Annotated in this window: 12 protein-coding genes and 1 tRNA gene; 6 read left to right on the top strand and 7 right to left on the bottom strand. The window is 45.5% G+C overall.

Going from position 1 to position 18,407, the window contains the following annotated elements:
* Window positions 1–47 precede the first annotated feature (47 nt).
* Window positions 48–123 (top strand) — tRNA-Lys (locus tag EKG38_RS16090).
* Window positions 124–835: 712 nt separating this feature from the next.
* Window positions 836–1,978 carry a DcaP family trimeric outer membrane transporter gene (locus EKG38_RS16085; protein WP_126521247.1) on the top strand — a complete coding sequence of 381 codons (1,143 nt, stop codon included), beginning with the start codon at window positions 836–838 and terminating at the stop codon, window positions 1,976–1,978.
* A gap of 112 nt (window positions 1,979–2,090) precedes the next feature.
* On the opposite strand, the gene EKG38_RS16080 is transcribed toward EKG38_RS16085, so the two are convergent.
* From EKG38_RS16080 to acs, 3 genes are all read right to left on the bottom strand, one after another.
* Window positions 2,091–2,360 carry a GrxA family glutaredoxin gene (locus tag EKG38_RS16080; RefSeq protein WP_126521246.1) on the bottom strand — a complete coding sequence of 90 codons (270 nt, stop codon included), beginning with the start codon at window positions 2,358–2,360 and terminating at the stop codon, window positions 2,091–2,093.
* Between the two features lie 62 nt (window positions 2,361–2,422).
* Window positions 2,423–4,165: a DNA repair helicase RadD gene (radD, locus tag EKG38_RS16075; protein ID WP_126521245.1), complete on the bottom strand. Its 1,743-nt coding sequence runs from the start codon at window positions 4,163–4,165 to the stop codon at window positions 2,423–2,425.
* 207 nt (window positions 4,166–4,372) lie between these two features.
* The gene (acs, locus tag EKG38_RS16070) at window positions 4,373–6,325 is read right to left on the bottom strand and encodes an acetate--CoA ligase (RefSeq protein ID WP_126521244.1); all 1,953 of its coding nucleotides are present in this window, start codon (window positions 6,323–6,325) and stop codon (window positions 4,373–4,375) included.
* Between the two features lie 175 nt (window positions 6,326–6,500).
* Here acs and EKG38_RS16065 point away from each other — a divergent pair, with 175 nt between their 5' ends.
* From EKG38_RS16065 to EKG38_RS16055, 3 genes are all read left to right on the top strand, one after another.
* Window positions 6,501–9,926, top strand: a complete 3,426-nt coding sequence (locus EKG38_RS16065; RefSeq protein ID WP_126521243.1) for a hybrid sensor histidine kinase/response regulator — start codon at window positions 6,501–6,503, stop codon at window positions 9,924–9,926.
* Window positions 9,927–9,937: 11 nt separating this feature from the next.
* Window positions 9,938–10,534, top strand: coding sequence for a fumarylacetoacetate hydrolase family protein (locus EKG38_RS16060; protein WP_126521242.1), 597 nt, complete (start codon window positions 9,938–9,940; stop codon window positions 10,532–10,534).
* Window positions 10,535–10,829: 295 nt separating this feature from the next.
* The gene (locus tag EKG38_RS16055; RefSeq protein ID WP_126521241.1) at window positions 10,830–12,119 is read left to right on the top strand and encodes an NAD(P)/FAD-dependent oxidoreductase; all 1,290 of its coding nucleotides are present in this window, start codon (window positions 10,830–10,832) and stop codon (window positions 12,117–12,119) included.
* 103 nt (window positions 12,120–12,222) lie between these two features.
* Here EKG38_RS16055 and EKG38_RS16050 read toward each other — a convergent pair whose 3' ends face one another.
* The 4 genes from EKG38_RS16050 to ppsR all read right to left on the bottom strand — a co-directional run bounded on the left by EKG38_RS16050 (window position 12,223) and on the right by ppsR (window position 15,835).
* Window positions 12,223–12,882 (bottom strand): response regulator transcription factor, encoded by a 660-nt coding sequence (locus EKG38_RS16050; RefSeq protein WP_126521240.1) that lies wholly within the window; start codon window positions 12,880–12,882, stop codon window positions 12,223–12,225.
* Window positions 12,883–13,104: 222 nt separating this feature from the next.
* Window positions 13,105–13,530, bottom strand: coding sequence for an acyl-CoA thioesterase (locus EKG38_RS16045; RefSeq protein WP_126521239.1), 426 nt, complete (start codon window positions 13,528–13,530; stop codon window positions 13,105–13,107).
* 262 nt (window positions 13,531–13,792) lie between these two features.
* Window positions 13,793–14,857 (bottom strand): 3-deoxy-7-phosphoheptulonate synthase, encoded by a 1,065-nt coding sequence (locus EKG38_RS16040; RefSeq protein ID WP_126521238.1) that lies wholly within the window; start codon window positions 14,855–14,857, stop codon window positions 13,793–13,795.
* Between the two features lie 165 nt (window positions 14,858–15,022).
* Complete coding sequence (gene ppsR / locus EKG38_RS16035) at window positions 15,023–15,835, bottom strand: posphoenolpyruvate synthetase regulatory kinase/phosphorylase PpsR (RefSeq protein WP_126521237.1); 813 nt, start codon at window positions 15,833–15,835, stop codon at window positions 15,023–15,025.
* Between the two features lie 126 nt (window positions 15,836–15,961).
* Between ppsR and ppsA the strand changes: the two genes are divergently transcribed.
* Window positions 15,962–18,334: a phosphoenolpyruvate synthase gene (gene ppsA / locus EKG38_RS16030; protein WP_126521236.1), complete on the top strand. Its 2,373-nt coding sequence runs from the start codon at window positions 15,962–15,964 to the stop codon at window positions 18,332–18,334.
* The last annotated feature ends 73 nt before the right edge of the window (window positions 18,335–18,407 follow it).

Genomic DNA, 18,407 nt, shown 5'->3' with positions numbered 1-18,407 from the left:
CTCATTCATTAAGGTGAATGAGCAAATTCAGGATGATTTACCAAGAAGGGCCGTTAGCTCAGTTGGTAGAGCAGTTGGCTTTTAACCAATTGGTCGAAGGTTCGAATCCTTCACGGCCCACCACTTCGGTGGCATCCTTCAGTTTTATCTAGTCTGCTAAATAATCTCTCAAATAGAAATACTCTTCAAAGCTATATAGATCGTTAGCGCAGTTTGTTTGCTCTTATATTTTTTAAAGGCGTTGCCAATTTCTCGAAGGTTCGAATCCTTCACGACCCACCACTTCTTTGAAATTCCCCTGTATTATTCCATATCCCAAAATGTTTAGATTGGTCGTTAGCTTAGTTGATGCTTTATAATAAGAGCGCAGTTGGCTTTACTCTTAACTACCACATTGGTCGAAGGTTCGAATCCTTCACGGCCCACCACTTCTTTGAAATTCCCCTGTATTATTCCATATCCCAAAATGTTTAGATTGGTCGTTAGCTCAGTTGATGCTTTATGATAAGATCGCAGTTGGCTTTACTCTTACTCTCTTTAAAAAACGTTGGCAATTGGTCGAAGGTTCGAATCCTTCACGGCCCACCACTTCTTTGACATTCCCCTGTATTATTCCATATCCCAAAATGTTTAGATTGGTCGTTAGCTTAGTTGATGCTTTATAATAAGAGCGCAGTTGGCTTTACTCTTACCGTTTTTGCCTTTCTAGAGAGCCAATAGTCAATTAGCACCTTCTGTAATACTTTTGATTGATAGACTTTTTGCTAATGTTGCTTGCTTGTTATCTCCGTCATATTAAATCTGAAAAATAATATAATGATGAGGGAGATAAACAATGAAACATGCAAACTTAAGCCTTGTAGCCGTTGCGACTATGTTGGCTGTAAGTGTGAATGCACAAGCTGGAGATACAGAGTTCAAATTTGGTGGATATGTAAAAACGGACGTCATGTTCAGTGATTACAGTAATGGCGCCCCGGATTCTGGAAATCTATCCAGACAGTTCTACGTTCCCGGAACAATATATGGTGTCAGCGGTAACGGTGAGCAAGTTGTCGATTTTCATGCTCGTGAGTCACGTTTTAATTTCAAAACCAGTACAGATTTAGATGGGCATAAGTTAAGTGGGTTCATCGAGCTTGATTTTATGACTCATGCAGATGGTAATGAGCGTGTTTCAAATAGTTATTCTCCTCGAATTCGTCATGCCATTGTCAGTTTCGATAACTGGACAGTGGGTCAGACCTGGAGTACGTTTCAAAACCCCGGCGCGCTTCCTGAGAACTTAGATTTTGTCGGCGCGGCTGAAGGTACGCCGTTTGTTCGTCAGTCTTTGGTTCGTTATACCAATGGTGGCTTTCAATTTGCTGTAGAGAACCCTGAGACTACGATCACTCCAAACGGTGGCGGTGCTCGCATCACCAGCGGCAGTGGCATGGTTCCAGATTTTGTTGCACGTTATAATTTTAAAACGGAAGGTGGTGCTAAGTTCACTGTGGCCGGTTTAGCGAGACAGCTAAACATTGAGAAAGGTGACTTGGATACTCAGGAGATGGGTTACGGTGTGAGCTTTACCGGTGTCATTCCGGTTGGTAGTGATGATATCAAACTTTCTGCGACAGCAGGTGACGGTATGGGCCGCTATATGGCGCTCAACTATGCTAATGCCGGCGTACTAGATGAAAATGGTGATATTGAGACTATTAGCTCCTACGGTGGTTTTGCTTCATATCGTCATTGGTGGAATGATAAGTGGCGCTCGAGTTTCACCGTTTCAGGTTTTAAGGCCGATAATGATGTGGCGTTAACGGGCGGCGCAGTGAATGAAGAGTCGTATTCAGGTTATGTGAACTTGCTCTATTCACCGGTTAAGCCTTTAACCGTCGGTGTTGAGTATATGTATGCCGAAAACACTAAGCAAAACGGGGATAGCGGTGAGTTAAACCGAGTTATCTTCTCGGTAAAATATGTGCTTTAATCATACCAATCAGTATTAGATTTTTTCCATTAAAAAAGGAGGCTTAGGCCTCCTTTTTTATTTAACGGTGCTAATCGGCTTTGCTATTAAAGTCAGTAGCTGGTGTCCCGTTTTATGCTTCTTGCGTAAGAAGTTGATTCTCTCTTACAAATTGTTCGAATTCGGTGCAGCCACCAACGTGGTCTTTATCGACGAAGATCTGTGGAACCGTCTCAACGGGCTTACCTACTGTTTTTTCAAGATCAGCCTTGCTGATCCCTTCGGCATGAATATCGACATACTTGAATTTAAAGTCTTCTCGAGCTTCAACAAGTTGCTCTGAAAGTTGTACCGCTCTAACACAGTATGGACAGCCTGGACGGCCAAAAATTACGACAAACATATTTGCTCCTGAGAATTTATACGCGTACTTTATACCACAGGAGGAGCATATTTGCATATTCTCTAATGATTAAACTTATGCTCAACCTGAAAACGGCCCTGATAATCGAAGAATGTTTCCACTAAATCCCATCGTTTCTTGTTCTGCTTAAGGAGCAGCAGATCGGGTTTCCTGAATTGATGAGCCGCCGCAATGACCTGCTCAGCATTTTTATATTGGTCATGCTTCAGCCCCGGAGTACGAGTGTGTGTCAGAACGAAGAGGGCGTAGAAGGCTCGAATTTGTGCCTTAGACTGTAAACTGAAATATTGGCAGTAGTCATTACCATCGATATCTATATAGCGTACCTTTAATTTCTCAGCTTCGTTTTCCAGCAGCATCGTCTGGCACTTAAACAGGTGGTGATGTTTTTGCTGTAACACCTCCTTTAATCGTTTATCCGGATCGATCAACATAGAGTCGCATTGGTGACAAATTTTTGCTGCAATATCATTTTCTTCACCACAATTTGGGCAAGATTTAGAGCGAAAACGAAAGTCGCATTGAGTTTTTTGCCGGCCATGTTCAATGAGTGCCTGACATCGCCTGCCGAAGTGTTCGATGATGTCACCATCATCGTCGACAAGTCCCCAGAAAATATTGGCAAAGTTGCAAACAGGGCAGTGAACTTGTACGGGGACACTCTTGCTATTGGGCTTATGTTGTCCCACTTCAGGAAAAAAGAGATCGTAACCATTGGCTGCGTAATCGATGATCAGGCATTCCTCCTTTCCCTCACAGATCCTAAGCCCTCTGCCGACCATCTGCTGAAATAAGCTGACCGATGCCGTAGGCCTTAAAATGGCAATAAGATCCACATGAGGTGCATCGAAGCCAGTGGTCAGAACGGCGACATTGACGAGGTACTTTATTTTCTTCGCCTTGAAATCACAGATAATTTCGTCTCTGTCGACCGTTTTAGTGTCGGCCGTTATGAGGGCTGCCGTTTCGTGCACTAAATGCTGCATTATCTCTTGCGCATGACGAACGGTGGCGGCAAAGATAATGACACCTTGTCTGCTGCACCCTATTTCAATGAGTTGCTTAACAATGGCCGTAGTGGCTCGTCCACAGTGACTGAGTAGATCATTGACCTCTTTTTCCTGATAGTCACCACTGGATGAGCTTTTTAAGGCGCTAAAATCGTACTGTACCGATAAACCATCGAATACCTTAGGGACGCTTAGGTAGCCTTGTTTTATCAACGGACGCATTGGCAACTCAAAAATGCATTGCTGAAATACTGCTTTATCTGGGTTACCAATCTTGCCGTGATAATGATGGTGATATATCCAGCCCCTGTCCAGGCGGTAAGGTGTCGCAGTGAGCCCTAACAGCCGTATTTTTGGGTTTTGAGTACGCAGGTGAGATAAGAGTTGTTGGTATTGACTGTCAGTTTCTGAGCTTACCCTGTGGCATTCATCGATGATCACTAATGAGAAAGCTTCATTAAACTGATCTGGCGCTCTCACGGCTGACTGAATGCTGGCTACCACGGTTTTATTCTTAGTCGATTTTTGGTTAAGCCCGGCAGAGTAGATACTCGCCTCAGCTGTAAGTAATCCTACTTTTTCGGCATTTTGAGCGACTAATTCTTTTACATGAGTTAATACAAGCACCCGACCATTGGCTATACGAGCTAATTCGGCAATGACAATACTTTTGCCAGATCCTGTGGGCAGGACTAATACCGCCGAGTCAGTACTTTTTTTAAAGTGATTGACTGCCGAATCGACGGCTTGTTGTTGGTAATCTCTTAACTGCACCTGAAGCCTAATAGGTTTAATCTTTCTGGGTTAAAGGATAACAGTGACAAGGGGGGGGATCTATAGTCAGCTTAGAAGACTGCAGTAGGTTGATCTCTGCTTGCTCATCAAAACAACAGGCTAGATATACATATCTGGAGAGAGGTAAAAAAAGCCCCTTATCTATTACTGCTAACAAATAAGGGGCTAGAGGGAGTTATTTTTGACTTATTCGCTACGGTTAAGTCTTGACTCTATTAAGGTGTCGATAACTGCCGGGTCGGCCAGTGTCGAAGAGTCACCCAAGTTTGTCACTTCGTTGGCAGCGATTTTCCGTAAGAAACGACGCATAATCTTACCCGAACGGGTTTTTGGCAGTCCGCCAGCCCACTGGATTAGATCGGGTGTTGCTAAAGCGCCAATCTCTTTACGCACCCACTTTCTCAAGTCTTGACGAAGCTCTTCGGTTTCAACCGTGCCTCTTGTTAGTGTCACATAGGCATAGATGCCTTGACCCTTAATGTCGTGAGGATAACCAACAACAGCAGCTTCTGCGACTAGCTCATGTGACACCAGTGCGCTTTCAACTTCAGCGGTACCGAGTCTGTGGCCCGATACGTTAATCACATCATCGACGCGGCCCGTGATCCAGTAGTAACCGTCTTCATCGCGTTTAGCACCATCACCGGTGAAGTACATTCCACGGAAGGTTTTAAAATAGGTCAGAGCGAAGCGATCATGATCGCCAAATACTGTTCGCATCTGTCCAGGCCATGAATCGAGAATAACCAAGTTACCTTCGGCTGCCCCTTCGATGATGTTGCCCATGTTGTCGACAAGCGCTGGTTGTACACCGAAGAATGGACGGGTAGCAGAGCCAGGTTTTGTATCGGTGGCGCCAGGCAGTGGGCTGATCAAAATGCCACCGGTTTCTGTTTGCCACCAGGTATCGACAATCGGACAATGTTCATGACCAATCACTTCGTTATACCAACGCCACGCTTCTGGGTTGATGGGTTCACCCACTGATCCCATGATACGTAATGAACTGCCATCAAAATCTGCAAACTGCTCTTTACCTTCGGCCATCAATGCACGAATTAGCGTAGGCGCAGTGTAGAGAATATTGACTTTGTGACGGTCGACAATTTCACCCAGGCGAGCCGGAGTCGGGTAATTTGGTACACCTTCGTGGATAAGCACGGTCGCGCCATTGGCCAGAGGACCATACACCATATAGGAGTGTCCGGTGATCCAGCCCACATCGGCGGTACACCAATAGACTTCACCGTCTTTGTAGTCGAAAACATATTCGTGTGTCATGGCAGCGTAAACCATGTAACCGCCGGTTGTATGCAGCACACCTTTTGGGTTGCCGGTAGAACCTGAGGTGTAAAGTAAGAAGAGAGGATCTTCTGCGCCCATCTCTTCAGGGATACAGTGCTCGGAAGCGGTATCCATCAGTGAATTCCACTTAATATCACGACCTTCTACCCAGTTTACATCGCCGCCGGTTCGTTCTAAAACAATGACTTTTTCCACACAGTCTACATCCGGATGAGACAAGGCTTCGTCAATGTTAGCCTTAAGCGGGATGATGCGTCCGGCACGAACGCCTTCGTCTGCAGTGATAATCACCTTAGACTTACCGTCGATAACACGTGATGCTATGGAGTCCGGTGAGAAGCCACCAAAAACCACCGAGTGGACGGCACCGATACGTGCACATGCCAGCATGACGACAGCGGCTTCAGGAACCATAGGCATATAAACGGTAACTATGTCACCACGTCTTACGCCTTGGCTACGTAGTGCGTTAGCAAACTTACATACATCAGAGTGAAGTTCGCCATAAGTAATTGTACGTTGATCTTTTGCGTCATCACCTTCCCAGATAATGGCGACTTTGTCGGAGTGTTTCTCCAGATGTCTGTCTAAACAGTTTGCTGAGGCATTAAGCGTGCCGTCATAGAACCAGTTAATAGAGAGATTATGATCGTCAAAGGAGGTCTTCTTGATCTTTGTATAAGGCTTAATCCAATCGATGCGTTGCCCGTGTTCTCTCCAGAAACCTTCAGGATTAACAATCGACTCTTGATACATTTTTTTATATTGTTCTTCGTTTATATGTGCGTTTTCAGCGATTTCGCTAGAAACTTTGTAGAGAGACTGCGTGCTCATTGGGCTTCCCTTAATCTAATAATGCGTAACTGGAGTATGGAGTCTCAAGGGCTACTAGCTCTATTAGACCTTGGTCTAGTGTTAAAATTCTCTTTGTTTTTAGTCTGTTGTAAGACATTTGATGGCTAGATTTAATTCATGTTTTAACGCACAATGGTATAAAAATGAGAATATTATGAATTTGACCATCTTTGTGGGCGTGATTGCCGTTCTTTATGTTTTCCTGCTCTTCCTGTTAGCCTGGGGAGCTGAGCGGTGGTTTAGTCGTATCACAAAGAGGTTGCAGGTCTGGATTTATGGACTGAGTTTGGCGGTTTATTGCTCCTCCTGGAGTTTTTTAGGAACTGTTGGTCAGTCAGCGCAAGATCTTTGGTCTTTTCTGCCCATTTTTATCGGCCCTATTCTTATTTTTACCGTGGGGTTTGGTCTACTTCGAAAGATGGTTATCGTTTCTAAGGCGCATAACATCACCTCAGTAGCCGATTTTATTGCCGCAAGATATGGAAAATCTCAACTCTTAGCGGCCATCGTCACCCTGATTGCACTCTTAGGCATCATGCCTTATATCGCACTGCAACTGAAAGCGATGGTGTTTAGCCTTAATCTGTTTCAACCCGAAGACTCCCCCTTCGATGGCGCGAAAGTATCTTTAATCATTACCGCTATTCTCGCGATGTTTGCCATTTTGTTTGGCACCCGAAAGCTGGATGCAACCGAACATAATCCCGGCATGATGCTGGCGATTGCCTTCGAGTCTCTGGTTAAATTGGCCGCTTTCCTTATCGTAGGCATAGTGATTAGTTTCGGGGTCTTCGATGGCTTTGGCGATATCTGGCAACAGGCCAGTGAGCGAAACCTGATCAGTGAGCCGGTGTTGCGTGTTGAATCATTAATGCCACAGCTTCTGGTCGGCATAGCCGCTTTCCTCTGTATGCCTCGTCAGTTTCACGTGATGATGGTTGAGTGTGGTGACGAGAACACCTTACTCAAGGCTCGTTGGTTATTTCCTCTGTATTTGCTGCTATTTGGTCTGTTTGTCGCACCTCTGGCATTAGCCGGAAAGTTAATTCTGGGTGATAGTGTCTCAGCCGATACTTACGTGATAAACCTGCCGCTGGCACTGGACCAGCCTGTGCTGGCCATTATCGCCCTGCTTGGAACATTATCGGCTGCGACCGGTATGGTCATCGTTGCGGTGGTGACCATCAGTGTGATGGTCAGTAATGAATGGCTTGTGCCGGTCATGCTACGCACAGGTAAGATTAAAGAGAAAAATTTCAGTCAGTTTTCTCAATTTCTGCTCAATGCACGCCGGCTCTCCATCATCATTATCTTAGGTTTAGGTTATTTCAGTTATCTGTCATTTATTGATAGCGATTCACTGTCTGGACTTGGAATGTTGTCCTTTGGTGCCTTTGCTCAACTCGCTCCAGCGTTAATTGGTGGCATGTATTGGAAAAATGGTAATCGCTCTGGTGTCCTATTGGGTCTGGCTGTTGGCTTCGGACTCTGGTGTTATATTTTGATAAAAGGCGCGAGTGATGTATCTGGTGTCTTTAATAATGACTTTGGCTTGCTTGAAGCGATAACCCCTAATGTTCGCGATATTTTAACGGCGTTATTGGCCAATCTGACCTGTTATATACTTGGCTCTATCTGGTTCAGAGCTGGTGTAGCTGAGCGTATACAAGCCAGCGCATTCGTGGCGCCGGGTGAGTTAAAGAGCAATACCAATCGAAAAGGTTCGCCAGTTTCACAGCAAGACTTACTGATCCTTGCCAGTCGCTTCGTGAGCCCAACCCGTGCTTACGAAAGCTTTTCAAGGTTTTCTGATGAGGCGGTAAAGAGTGACAGTTGGCATAAATCGGCGCCGCCTGAGCTCATTGCACATACTGAACATATGTTGGCCGGTGTTTTAGGGGGCTCCAGTGCTTCATTGGTGATGGACTCTGTGCAGCAGGGGCGCGACTTAGCACTCGATGAAGTATTCAGTTTGGTAGATGAAGCCTCTTCAAAAATTATTTTAAGTCAGGATATGCTCAGAGGTGCCATTGAACACGCTTATGAAGGCATGAGTGTGGTCGATAAGGATCTGAATCTGGTCGCTTGGAACTATAAATATTCTGAGTTGTATCAATACCCAGAATCATTTCTACAAGAAGGTATGCCGATCAGTGATGTCGTGCGCTTTAATGCCAAGCGAGGATTTTGTGGGGTCGGAGATGTGGAGGCGAAAGTACAGAAGCGTGTTCAACATATGCGAAATGGTACGCCTCATGTTTCAGAGCGTGAGCGAAAAGATGGCAAGGTGATCAAGATCCAGGGTAATCCAATGCCGGGCGGTGGCTTTGTGATGACGTTTACCGATATTACCCAATATCGTGAGCACGCTAAAGCGTTGCAAGAGGTGAATGATACCTTAGAAGCCAGAGTGAAGGAGCGTACCTATGAGCTGGCTATGCTAAACAGTCAGTTATTAGAGTCCAAGGCACAGGAAGAGATGGCTAATGCATCTAAGAGTAAGTTTCTGGCCGCTGTGGGTCATGATCTGATGCAGCCCCTCAATGCCGCACGATTATTCACAGCATCTTTATCTCAATATCCCAACTTAGATCAGGAAGGAAAGAAGACGCTGTCACATGTTAATAGCTCTTTGAAGATCGCCGGAGAGTTGCTCACCGATCTGCTGGATATCTCTAAGTTAGATTCAGGTATGGTCGAGGTAAACAGACGGGACTTTGCGGTGTCAGAGTTGCTCGATGGTCTATCCGTTGAGTTTGATGCTATGGCTAAAGATAGCCAAATCAAATTCAATATGGTGCCATGTAGTGCAACCATCAATTCAGATTTAAGCCTGTTACGCCGCGTGTTACAGAACTTTTTAACCAATGCCTATCGATATGCCCGCGGAAATCGGGTGTTGTTTGGTTGTCGCTACCGAGGCGATGAACTCGAAATTCAGGTGCTGGACACCGGTTGTGGTATTGATGAAAAAGAAACCCTGGAAATATTCAAAGAGTTTAAACGCTTAGATAACCCAACCAGTAAAAGTGTGAGTGGGTTAGGCTTGGGGCTGGCGATTGCGGATAGGATCAGTCGGGTACTGGATCATAAAATCCATGTTACGTCGGTGCTGGGTCGTGGGTCGGTTTTCTCCATCCGTGTGCCACTGGGTCAAACGGTGAGTGAGGCGCAACCTAAGAAAATCTCTACCCTGTTACAGCCCTTAGCCGGTGTTAAAGTGCTGTGCATAGACAATGAAGAGGCCATCCTTGCCGGTTTGGAGAGTCTGCTCAGTCGCTGGCAGTGTGAGGTTATCTGCGCAAAAGATCTTGCCGATGCGAGAATAAAGTTAGGGCTTAAAGGTGTGGCTCCCGATATTGTTCTGGCTGATTACCATCTGGACGATGGCCAAAATGGTGTCGATGCCATGGACGGGATCCGAGCCTTATATGGCAGTCACCTTCCTGGTGTATTGATCACGGCGAACACCCGTAAAGATCTTATCGATGATGTACAGCAACGGGGTTACCGTTATATGGCTAAGATGGTAAAGCCCGCAGCGTTAAGGGCATTGATTTCAAGCTTAATCAAAAAATAAATGGAGGTAAAGTGAACACTGTCATCGTCGGTAATCGAGTCGTTACGCCCTCAAAAGTGGTCTGTGTGGGGAGAAATTATGTTGAGCATATCGAAGAGCTGAATAACGAGGTACCCGATGATATGGTACTTTTTATCAAGCCTAACTCAGCTATTGCCGATGAACTGTTAAGCTTTCATCACGAAGCTGAATTGTGCTTTTTAGTTGAAGGTGGGGATTTTGTTGCTGTAGGAGTTGGGCTGGATCTTACAAAACGGGGCTTGCAGAGCAAACTCAAAGCTAAAGGCCTCCCCTGGGAGCGGGCGAAATCGTTCGATGGCTCCGCCGTGATAAGCAAGTTTATTTCAATCGAAGCTATCAGTGATGGATTAACCTTCGAGTTATCTATCAATGATGAGCCAACCCAACGGGGAAGCATTGGACTGATGATGAATAAACCACTGGAGATCTTAAATGAAATTCAGACATTTATGAGCCTGGTAGATGGCGATATTGTTATGACCGGTACGCCAAAAGGAGCGGGAGAGGTGAATGCGGGTGACGAGTTTAAAGTAAAACTCAGCGATAATGGTTTAACACTGACACAAGCAAGCTGGCGTGCTCTTTAGTCAGTGATTTTAAATTGCTGAGGGGGGAGCCGATTAGATCTACAGGCTTTCTCTTCTCATCTCCAACTTTCTCATCTGTAAAAAATTAATGACTCATTTCTACTGCTCTCCTGTTTAGCAGCTCTCCTGAATAATACCAATAGCCTGCTCTTTCCTATTATTGTTAAGGGGTCGAAACACTATTTATTGTTGAATTGTCATTGACGATAATTTATCCATCTATATACTCAAAAATCAAAGTGTAAAAAATATAAAACAAAAAGTCATTTTGTTGAACATCGATGGAGCCCTTTTTATGCCAGAGACACGCTGTGATTCCTACTATAACGCGACGATTAATGATGAAACCCAATATCCCAGATTGGAAAGCGATATTCGTGTCGATGTCGTTATTGTTGGTGGCGGTTTTACCGGGGTCTCGACGGCCGTCGAATTAGCTGAACGGGGATTAAAAGTCGCCATAGTCGAAGCCAATAAGATCGGCTGGGGAGCGACGGGGCGAAACGGCGGCCAGGTCACGGGAAGTCTATCCGGTGATGCAGCCATGGTTAAGCAACTTCGCAATAAGCTTGGCACGGAGGCTGAAAACTTTATCTGGGATCTGCGCTGGAGGGGCCATGAGATCATTAAAAATCGTGTTGATAAATATGGGATCGACTGCGACCTTAAGTTTGGTCATCTGCATACCGCCTATAAGCCTAATCACATGCAGGAGATGCAAAAGACCTATGATGATGCTGTACTGCGCGGAATGGGCAGTGAACTGGCGTTATTAACTAAACAGGATATTCCGGAGTATTTAGACACCCCCCTCTATCATGGCGGCTTGCTGAATAAGCGTAATATGCACCTTCATTCTGTGAATTTGTGTATCGGAGAGGCTAGGGCGGCACAGAGCTATGGGGCGATGATATTTGAAGGTTCGCCGGTACTGGATATCTGTGATGGTGCCTTACCTGTGGTAAAAACTGCCCATGGTTCAATAACTGCCAATAGCGTATTAATTGCGGGCAATGCATATCATAAGCTGGCGAGGAAGAAGCTCAGTGGTATGCTGTTTCCTGCCTCATTGGGTAATTGTGCGACGGTAAAATTAACCGCCGAAGTCGCTAAGGCCATCAACCCCCACGATATTGCGGTGTATGACAGCCGGTTTGTGTTGGATTACTATCGGATGACGGCCGATCATCGTTTAATGTTTGGCGGCGGGACCAATTACTCAGGACGCGACTCGAGGAATGTTGCTCAAGAATTACGTCCGGCTATCGAGCGGACCTTTCCACGCCTAAAGGGGATCGATATTGAGTTTGAGTGGACGGGCATGGCGGGAATAGTGGTGAATCGGATCCCTCAACTGGGTAAGGTGTCACCCAATGTATTCTACTGCCAAGGCTATTCCGGCCATGGCGTTGCAACGTCTCACATCATGGGTGAGATTATGGCAAATGCCATCATCGGTCAATTGACAGAATATGATCTGTTTGCCGACATGAGACAGATAAGGTTGCCTGTCGGAGAATGGCTGGGAAATCAAGGAATGGCAATCGGCATGCTATATTATCGAATGATGGAGAATTTCCGATAATACTTGACTTCACCTTGGTATTATCTGATTTGTTATGTCCTTAAATCAAAAGCCGAACAGATGTTCGGCTTTTAGTTATTCGACTCGTTTCATTTGAACTGGGCTATAACTCGACTTTTTCCATCTCTAACTGTTGAAGTGAGATGACAGCCTGAGTTCGATTACGCACACCAAGCTTACGAAAAATTGCAGTAGCATGGGCTTTAATCGTGGCTTCAGAGACGCCGAGATCATAGGCTATCTGCTTATTGAGTAAGCCTTCGGCAAACATCCCTAACACCTTATATTGCTGAGGCGTGAGATCGGCCAATTTACTGGCCATCAGATCGGTTGCATCTTCATCTATTGTCTGCAGTTCAACATCCGCAGGTAACCAAATATCCCCTTCAAGCACGGCAGATAAAGCCGCAGAGAGTGTCTCCATGGAAGCTGACTTAGGAATGAAGCCTGCACTACCATAGTGTACGGCTCGACTGATGGTGATGTTGTCCTCGTGGGCCGAGATAACCACCACGGGGAGATCCGGGTAATGAGTACGAAGGTGAATTAATGTGGAATAGCCATGAGAACCGGGCATCTGTAGATCCAACATGACCAGGTCGAATTCAACATCATCATTTTCAAGTTGAGTCTGTAATGCTTCGGCGCTGTCGGCTTCAAACCAGCGGGTGTTAGTAAAGGATCCAGCTAATGCTTGGCGTAGGGCATTTCTGAATAACGGGTGATCATCTGCAATGATTATATTTAAGTTTTCTAGCTTCATGGCTTTTATGTTTGTGTTAGTTGCACGTGAAGATTAATTCAATGTAACAGAAAAAGGAGAGTGGATCCTATTGGTTTAACAGAAAGGGGGAATATTTTGCTTTAAAATTCGGTTTGTTAGACTTAAGTCTAGTAACCATAGAGGCTGAAAATTGAGTAGGGAACTCAATTTTTATAGAGGCAATAGCAGCCGATGACAATCACTGCTATTGCCATGTACGAGTTACTCTTGCGTCCAGACCTTCGTTGGCTGTCTGTTATCGTCGACGGCGACAAAGGTGAAAACGCCTCTTATGGCGTGCTCACGTTGGTCTTTGTACATATCTTCGACAAAGATATTGACCTCAACCTTAAGGGATGTGTTACCGACATGGATAACATTTGCGATGATCTCTGCGAGACTGCCGGCAGGGATCGCCTTCTTAAAGTCTATTCTGTCCGAGCTGACAGTAACTAATGGTTTGCGGCAAAAGCGGGTGGCTGCGATAAAAGCCGTTTCGTCCATCCAGGCTAACGCTTCACCACCGAATAGGGTGTTGTGATGGTTGGTGATAGAGGGGAAAATGGCTTTGATAACTCTGGCTTCTGAGTGCTTTATACGTGCGTTGATAGCGTCAGAGTGAGAGTTTGATGTTTGGGTGAGTGGCATACGGCAACCTAAGGTTATGCAATCTAAAATGTCGTGAGTAGGGCGATACTCATCGTCGAAATATATTGAGTTAAATGGATGATTTGCAGTACTTATTTGTCATAATAAGTAAGACATACTCGATGTGGGGCCGGAGTTTCGAACATGTAGCTATGCTAGGGCGCAGCTCGAAATAAAGCTGAACCACACAAAAAGGCTTCACGGTATAAAACGGTGAAGCCTTTGGCATAGGAGCTAGCCTTCGTCAGGGACGATTGCTCAACTACTGTTTAAGTTTATTGATTCTTTTCCGTGAGGCTTTAGCTAGATCGCGGAGCAGTTTTTCAGAGTCATTCCAGTTCAGGCATGCATCGGTAATACTCTTACCGTAGACAAGCTCCTCTCCGGTAATCACCTTCTGGCTGCCCTCTTCGATAAAGCTTTCGGCCATGATACCGGCGATAGCAGTCGAGCCTTGACTCATCTGTTTCATGATACTGTCGGCAACGGTTAACTGTTGTTGGTGCTTCTTTTGACTATTACCGTGGCTGAAATCGATCACCATGCGATGAGATACACCAACACTCTCGAGCTTTTCAGCCGCGGCATCGATATCTTCTGCATGATAATTAGGCTGCTTACCCCCCCTTAGAATGATGTGACCGTAAGGGTTACCGGTGGTGCGATACACCGCCATAGCGCCATCTTTATCCGGTGAATAGAAGATGTGAGGCTCTTTTGCTGCACGTACGGCATCGATGGCAATGTTGATATTGCCGTCAGTACCATTTTTAAAGCCAACCGGGCAAGAGAGCGCTGAAGCCATCTCACGATGGATTTGACTCTCTGTGGTACGGGCACCCACTGCACCCCAGGTGATCAGGTCGGCAATATACTGTCCGTTCACCATATCTAAGAATTCAGTGGCGATAGGTAATTTTAGTTCGGTGATCTCTTGCAGTAACTGACGTGCCAGGCGTAAGCCTTTATTGGCGTTGAAGCTGCCATCGAGATCAGGATCTGAGATCAAGCCTTTCCAGCCGACAGTGGTACGTGGCTTTTCAAAGTAGACGCGCATTAAGATACACAGATCGTCTTTTAATTCTTGATGCAGAACAGCCAGACGCTTTGCATAATCGATTGCAGCGCTGGTGTCATGGATAGAACAAGGGCCAATGATGACCAGCAGTCGTTGATCGTCTCCTTTAAGGATGGCTTCGACTTCACGTCTTTGCTGGACCAGGTAATCGGCTGCATCTTGTGTTAACGGGAACTCTGAAGCCAATTTAGCGGGAGAAATAGCCTTACATAATAAAGTGGTGCGTAGTTCATCTGTTTTAATGGTCATTCAATATACCGAGCGTTCGTATGGGCATTTAGCCTTATTGCTTGCGATTATAACTAATAGTTGCGACTTGCACAGTGCCAATTATGGGAATTCTCTCCCTATTTATAAGCCGCTGTGCAGTTTTTTTGACAAAAAGCTTTATTTTGTACGAAAACGTGTTGAATTTTAGAACATGTGGCGTTCTAGTCCGGTGACGTCTAAAATTTTTGTCGCGATCTCTTCGACCGAATGGTTGGTCGTATTAACAAAGGGGATCCGTTCACGTTTATACATCATCTCGACCTCTTTTACTTCGATACGGCATTGTCTCAAAGAGGAGTACCGGCTGTTATCCATTCGGCTCTTACGTATCTCATGTAAGCGCACGGGATCGATCGTTAGACCAAATAGTTTGCTCTTATTCTCTTTTAAAGCTGTGGGAAGTTTAAGGTTGTCCATGTCATCTTCGACAAAAGGGTAGTTAGCCGCTTTAATACCAAATTGCATCGAAAGGTAGAGACTACTTGGGGTCTTGCCACAACGTGATACGCCTAAGAGGACTAAGTCGGCTTTATCTATGTTCTTTAACGTCTGGCCGTCATCGTTGTCCATGGTGTAATTAATCGCATCGATACGTGCTTCATAGCCTTCATTGGCCTTGCCGTGAGTACGATGAACGACCGGAGAGGCTTTCATTCCTAATTGTTGCTCTAAAGGCGCGACAAAAGTGTTCAAAAAGTCGTAATCGAGTCCTTCACAGCCATAGATGATGTCTCGGATCTCGGCTTTGACGATCGAATGGAATACTAATGGCCGTTCACCTGTTGTAATAAAACAATCATTGATTAAAGCCTTTACTTCATGAGCTTTAGCTTCTGTCTCAACGAAAGGAATTGTAAGTGCATCAAACTCAACGGGAAACTGAGAAAGGACGGCATGGCCAAACACTTCAGCTGTGATCGCGGTCCCATCTGAGATATAAAATACTTTACGTAACATTTTGACCTCTTGTAGTAATAAAATTACAAATAAAATTATAGATTTACGGCTCCTGCGCTGGAGTGTAAAATGCCGCTGCCCTCCTGTGAAGGGGCCACACTGAAATAAACTTGCGGAGATAGAACTGTGCAGCAATATGTACTCTGGTATCAAGAATTAGGCATGGGTGACGTCAACAAGGTAGGCGGTAAGAATGCTTCTCTTGGTGAGATGATTAGTAACTTAGCTAATGCAGGTGTTCAAGTGCCTGGCGGTTTTGCCACCACCTCGTACGCGTTCAATGAGTTTCTTGAACAAAGCGGACTTAACCAGAAGATATACGACATTCTAGATACTCTAGATGTAGATGACGTGAACGCACTCGCTACAGCCGGTGCACAGATCAGACAATGGGTGATTGACACCCCGTTCCACCCCGAATTTGAGCAAGTTGTTCGTGACTCTTACGATACACTTTCCTCTCAAACCAAAGAAGCTTCTTTTGCTGTTCGCTCGTCGGCAACGGCTGAAGATATGCCTGATGCGTCTTTCGCGGGTCAGCAAGAAACATTCCTGAACGTTAAAGGTTATGATTCTGTACTGGTCGCGATAAAGCATGTATTTGCTTCTTTGTTTAACGATCGCGCTATCTCTTACCGTGTTCACCAGGGTTACGACCATAAGGGCGTCGCACTGTCTGCTGGCGTTCAGCGTATGGTTCGCTCTGACACGGCAGCATCTGGTGTTATGTTCACCATGGACACCGAATCAGGGAACAATGATGTGGTATTTATTACCTCTTCATTCGGTCTTGGTGAGATGGTGGTACAAGGTGCGGTTAACCCGGATGAGTTTTATGTCCATAAGCCAAGTTTAACAGCGGGCCATAAAGCGGTTGTACGTCGCAATATTGGCAGCAAGTTAATTCAGATGGTTTATTCGGACGATCTCGACCACGGTAAACAAGTTAAAATTGAAGATGTTGCAGCCGATAAACGCCGCGAATTTTCAGTGAACGATGAAGAAGTCATGGAGCTTGCTAAGCAAGCCATAATCATCGAGCAGCATTACGGTCGTCCAATGGACATCGAATGGGCAAAAGATGGTAATGATGGCAAGCTTTATATCGTTCAAGCACGCCCTGAGACCGTTCGTTCTCGTGAAGATGTGCAACTGATTGAACGCTACCATCTTAAGACCAAGAGTGACGTTCTTTGTGAAGGCCGTGCTATTGGCCATAAAATCGGTAGTGGTGTGGCTAAAGTCTTGTCATCTATTGCTGACATGGATCAAATTAAAGAAGGTGACGTGCTCGTTACCGATATGACTGACCCTGATTGGGAGCCAATCATGAAGCGCGCAAGCGCTATCGTCACTAACCGTGGTGGCCGAACTTGTCATGCTGCAATTATTGCACGTGAACTAGGGGTTCCAGCTGTTGTTGGTTGTGGTGATGTCACTGAACGAATTAAGAACGGTCAGGAAGTGACAGTTTCTTGTGCCGAAGGCGACACTGGCTTTATCTTCGATGGTATTCAAGATTTTGATGTTGTACGTTCTCGTGTAGATTCTATGCCTGAGCTGCCAATGAAGATCATGATGAACGTCGGTAACCCTGACAGAGCATTTGATTTTGCCCGCCTTCCTAACGAAGGTGTAGGTCTTGCTCGCCTTGAGTTCATCATCAACCGTATGATCGGCATTCATCCAAAGGCTTTGCTTGAGTTCAATAAGCAAGATGCAGCCCTTCAGGAAGAGATCCACGAGATGATCGCAGGTTATGAATCACCTGTTGAATTCTATGTTGCACGCCTTGTTGAAGGTATGGCGACCATCGCATCTGCTTTCCATCCAAAGAAAGTGATTATTCGTATGTCTGATTTTAAGTCTAACGAATACGCTAACTTGGTCGGTGGTGACAGATACGAGCCAGAGGAAGAGAACCCTATGTTGGGCTTCCGTGGTGCGAGTCGTTATATCTCTGAATCTTTCCGTGACTGTTTTGCGCTTGAATGTGAAGCGGTTAAACGTGTTCGTAATGAGATGGGCTTAACGAATGTTGAGATCATGATCCCATTCGTACGTACGGTTGATGAAGCGGAGCAGGTTATCGAACTGCTTAAAGAGGAAGGTCTGGAGCGTGGTAAAGATGGTCTTCGCGTCATCATGATGTGTGAACTGCCTTCAAATGCACTGCTTGCCGATCAGTTCCTTGAGCACTTCGATGGTTTCTCTATCGGTTCTAACGATCTGACTCAGCTAACACTCGGCTTGGATCGTGACTCTGGCATCATCAGTCATCTGTTCGATGAGCGCAATGACTCGGTTAAAGCGTTAATGGCAATGGCCATTAAAGCCGCCAAGGCTAAAGGTGCCTATGTCGGCATCTGCGGTCAGGGACCTTCTGATCATGCTGATTTCGCAGCCTGGTTGGTTGATCAAGGCATTGATACGGTATCGCTAAACCCAGATACCGTAATCGATACTTGGTTGTACCTGGGCAAGGAACACGCTGAATAATTCTTTAAATAGAAGATGTTCATCACAAAAGCCGCTATTTAGCGGCTTTTTTTTTGTTTATACTGTAAATCAT

Source organism: Shewanella canadensis, from assembly GCF_003966225.1.
GTDB classification, from domain to species: Bacteria; Pseudomonadota; Gammaproteobacteria; order Enterobacterales; family Shewanellaceae; genus Shewanella; species Shewanella canadensis.
The sequence above is the reverse complement of the archived record's forward strand: the minus strand, read 5'-3'. Positions and strand labels throughout refer to the sequence as shown.

Excerpts from the sequence above, each read along its gene's own strand:
- EKG38_RS16085 (WP_126521247.1), top strand. The coding sequence starts at position 836 with ATGAAACATGCAAACTTAAGCCTTGTAGCCGTTGCGACTATGTTGGCT.
- EKG38_RS16080 (WP_126521246.1), bottom strand. The coding sequence starts at position 2,360 with ATGTTTGTCGTAATTTTTGGCCGTCCAGGCTGTCCATACTGTGTTAGA.
- acs (WP_126521244.1), bottom strand. The coding sequence starts at position 6,325 with ATGAGCACGCAGTCTCTCTACAAAGTTTCTAGCGAAATCGCTGAAAAC.
- EKG38_RS16065 (WP_126521243.1), top strand. The coding sequence starts at position 6,501 with ATGAATTTGACCATCTTTGTGGGCGTGATTGCCGTTCTTTATGTTTTC.
- EKG38_RS16055 (WP_126521241.1), top strand. The coding sequence starts at position 10,830 with ATGCCAGAGACACGCTGTGATTCCTACTATAACGCGACGATTAATGAT.
- EKG38_RS16050 (WP_126521240.1), bottom strand. The coding sequence starts at position 12,882 with ATGAAGCTAGAAAACTTAAATATAATCATTGCAGATGATCACCCGTTA.
- EKG38_RS16045 (WP_126521239.1), bottom strand. The coding sequence starts at position 13,530 with ATGCCACTCACCCAAACATCAAACTCTCACTCTGACGCTATCAACGCA.
- EKG38_RS16040 (WP_126521238.1), bottom strand. The coding sequence starts at position 14,857 with ATGACCATTAAAACAGATGAACTACGCACCACTTTATTATGTAAGGCT.
- ppsR (WP_126521237.1), bottom strand. The coding sequence starts at position 15,835 with ATGTTACGTAAAGTATTTTATATCTCAGATGGGACCGCGATCACAGCT.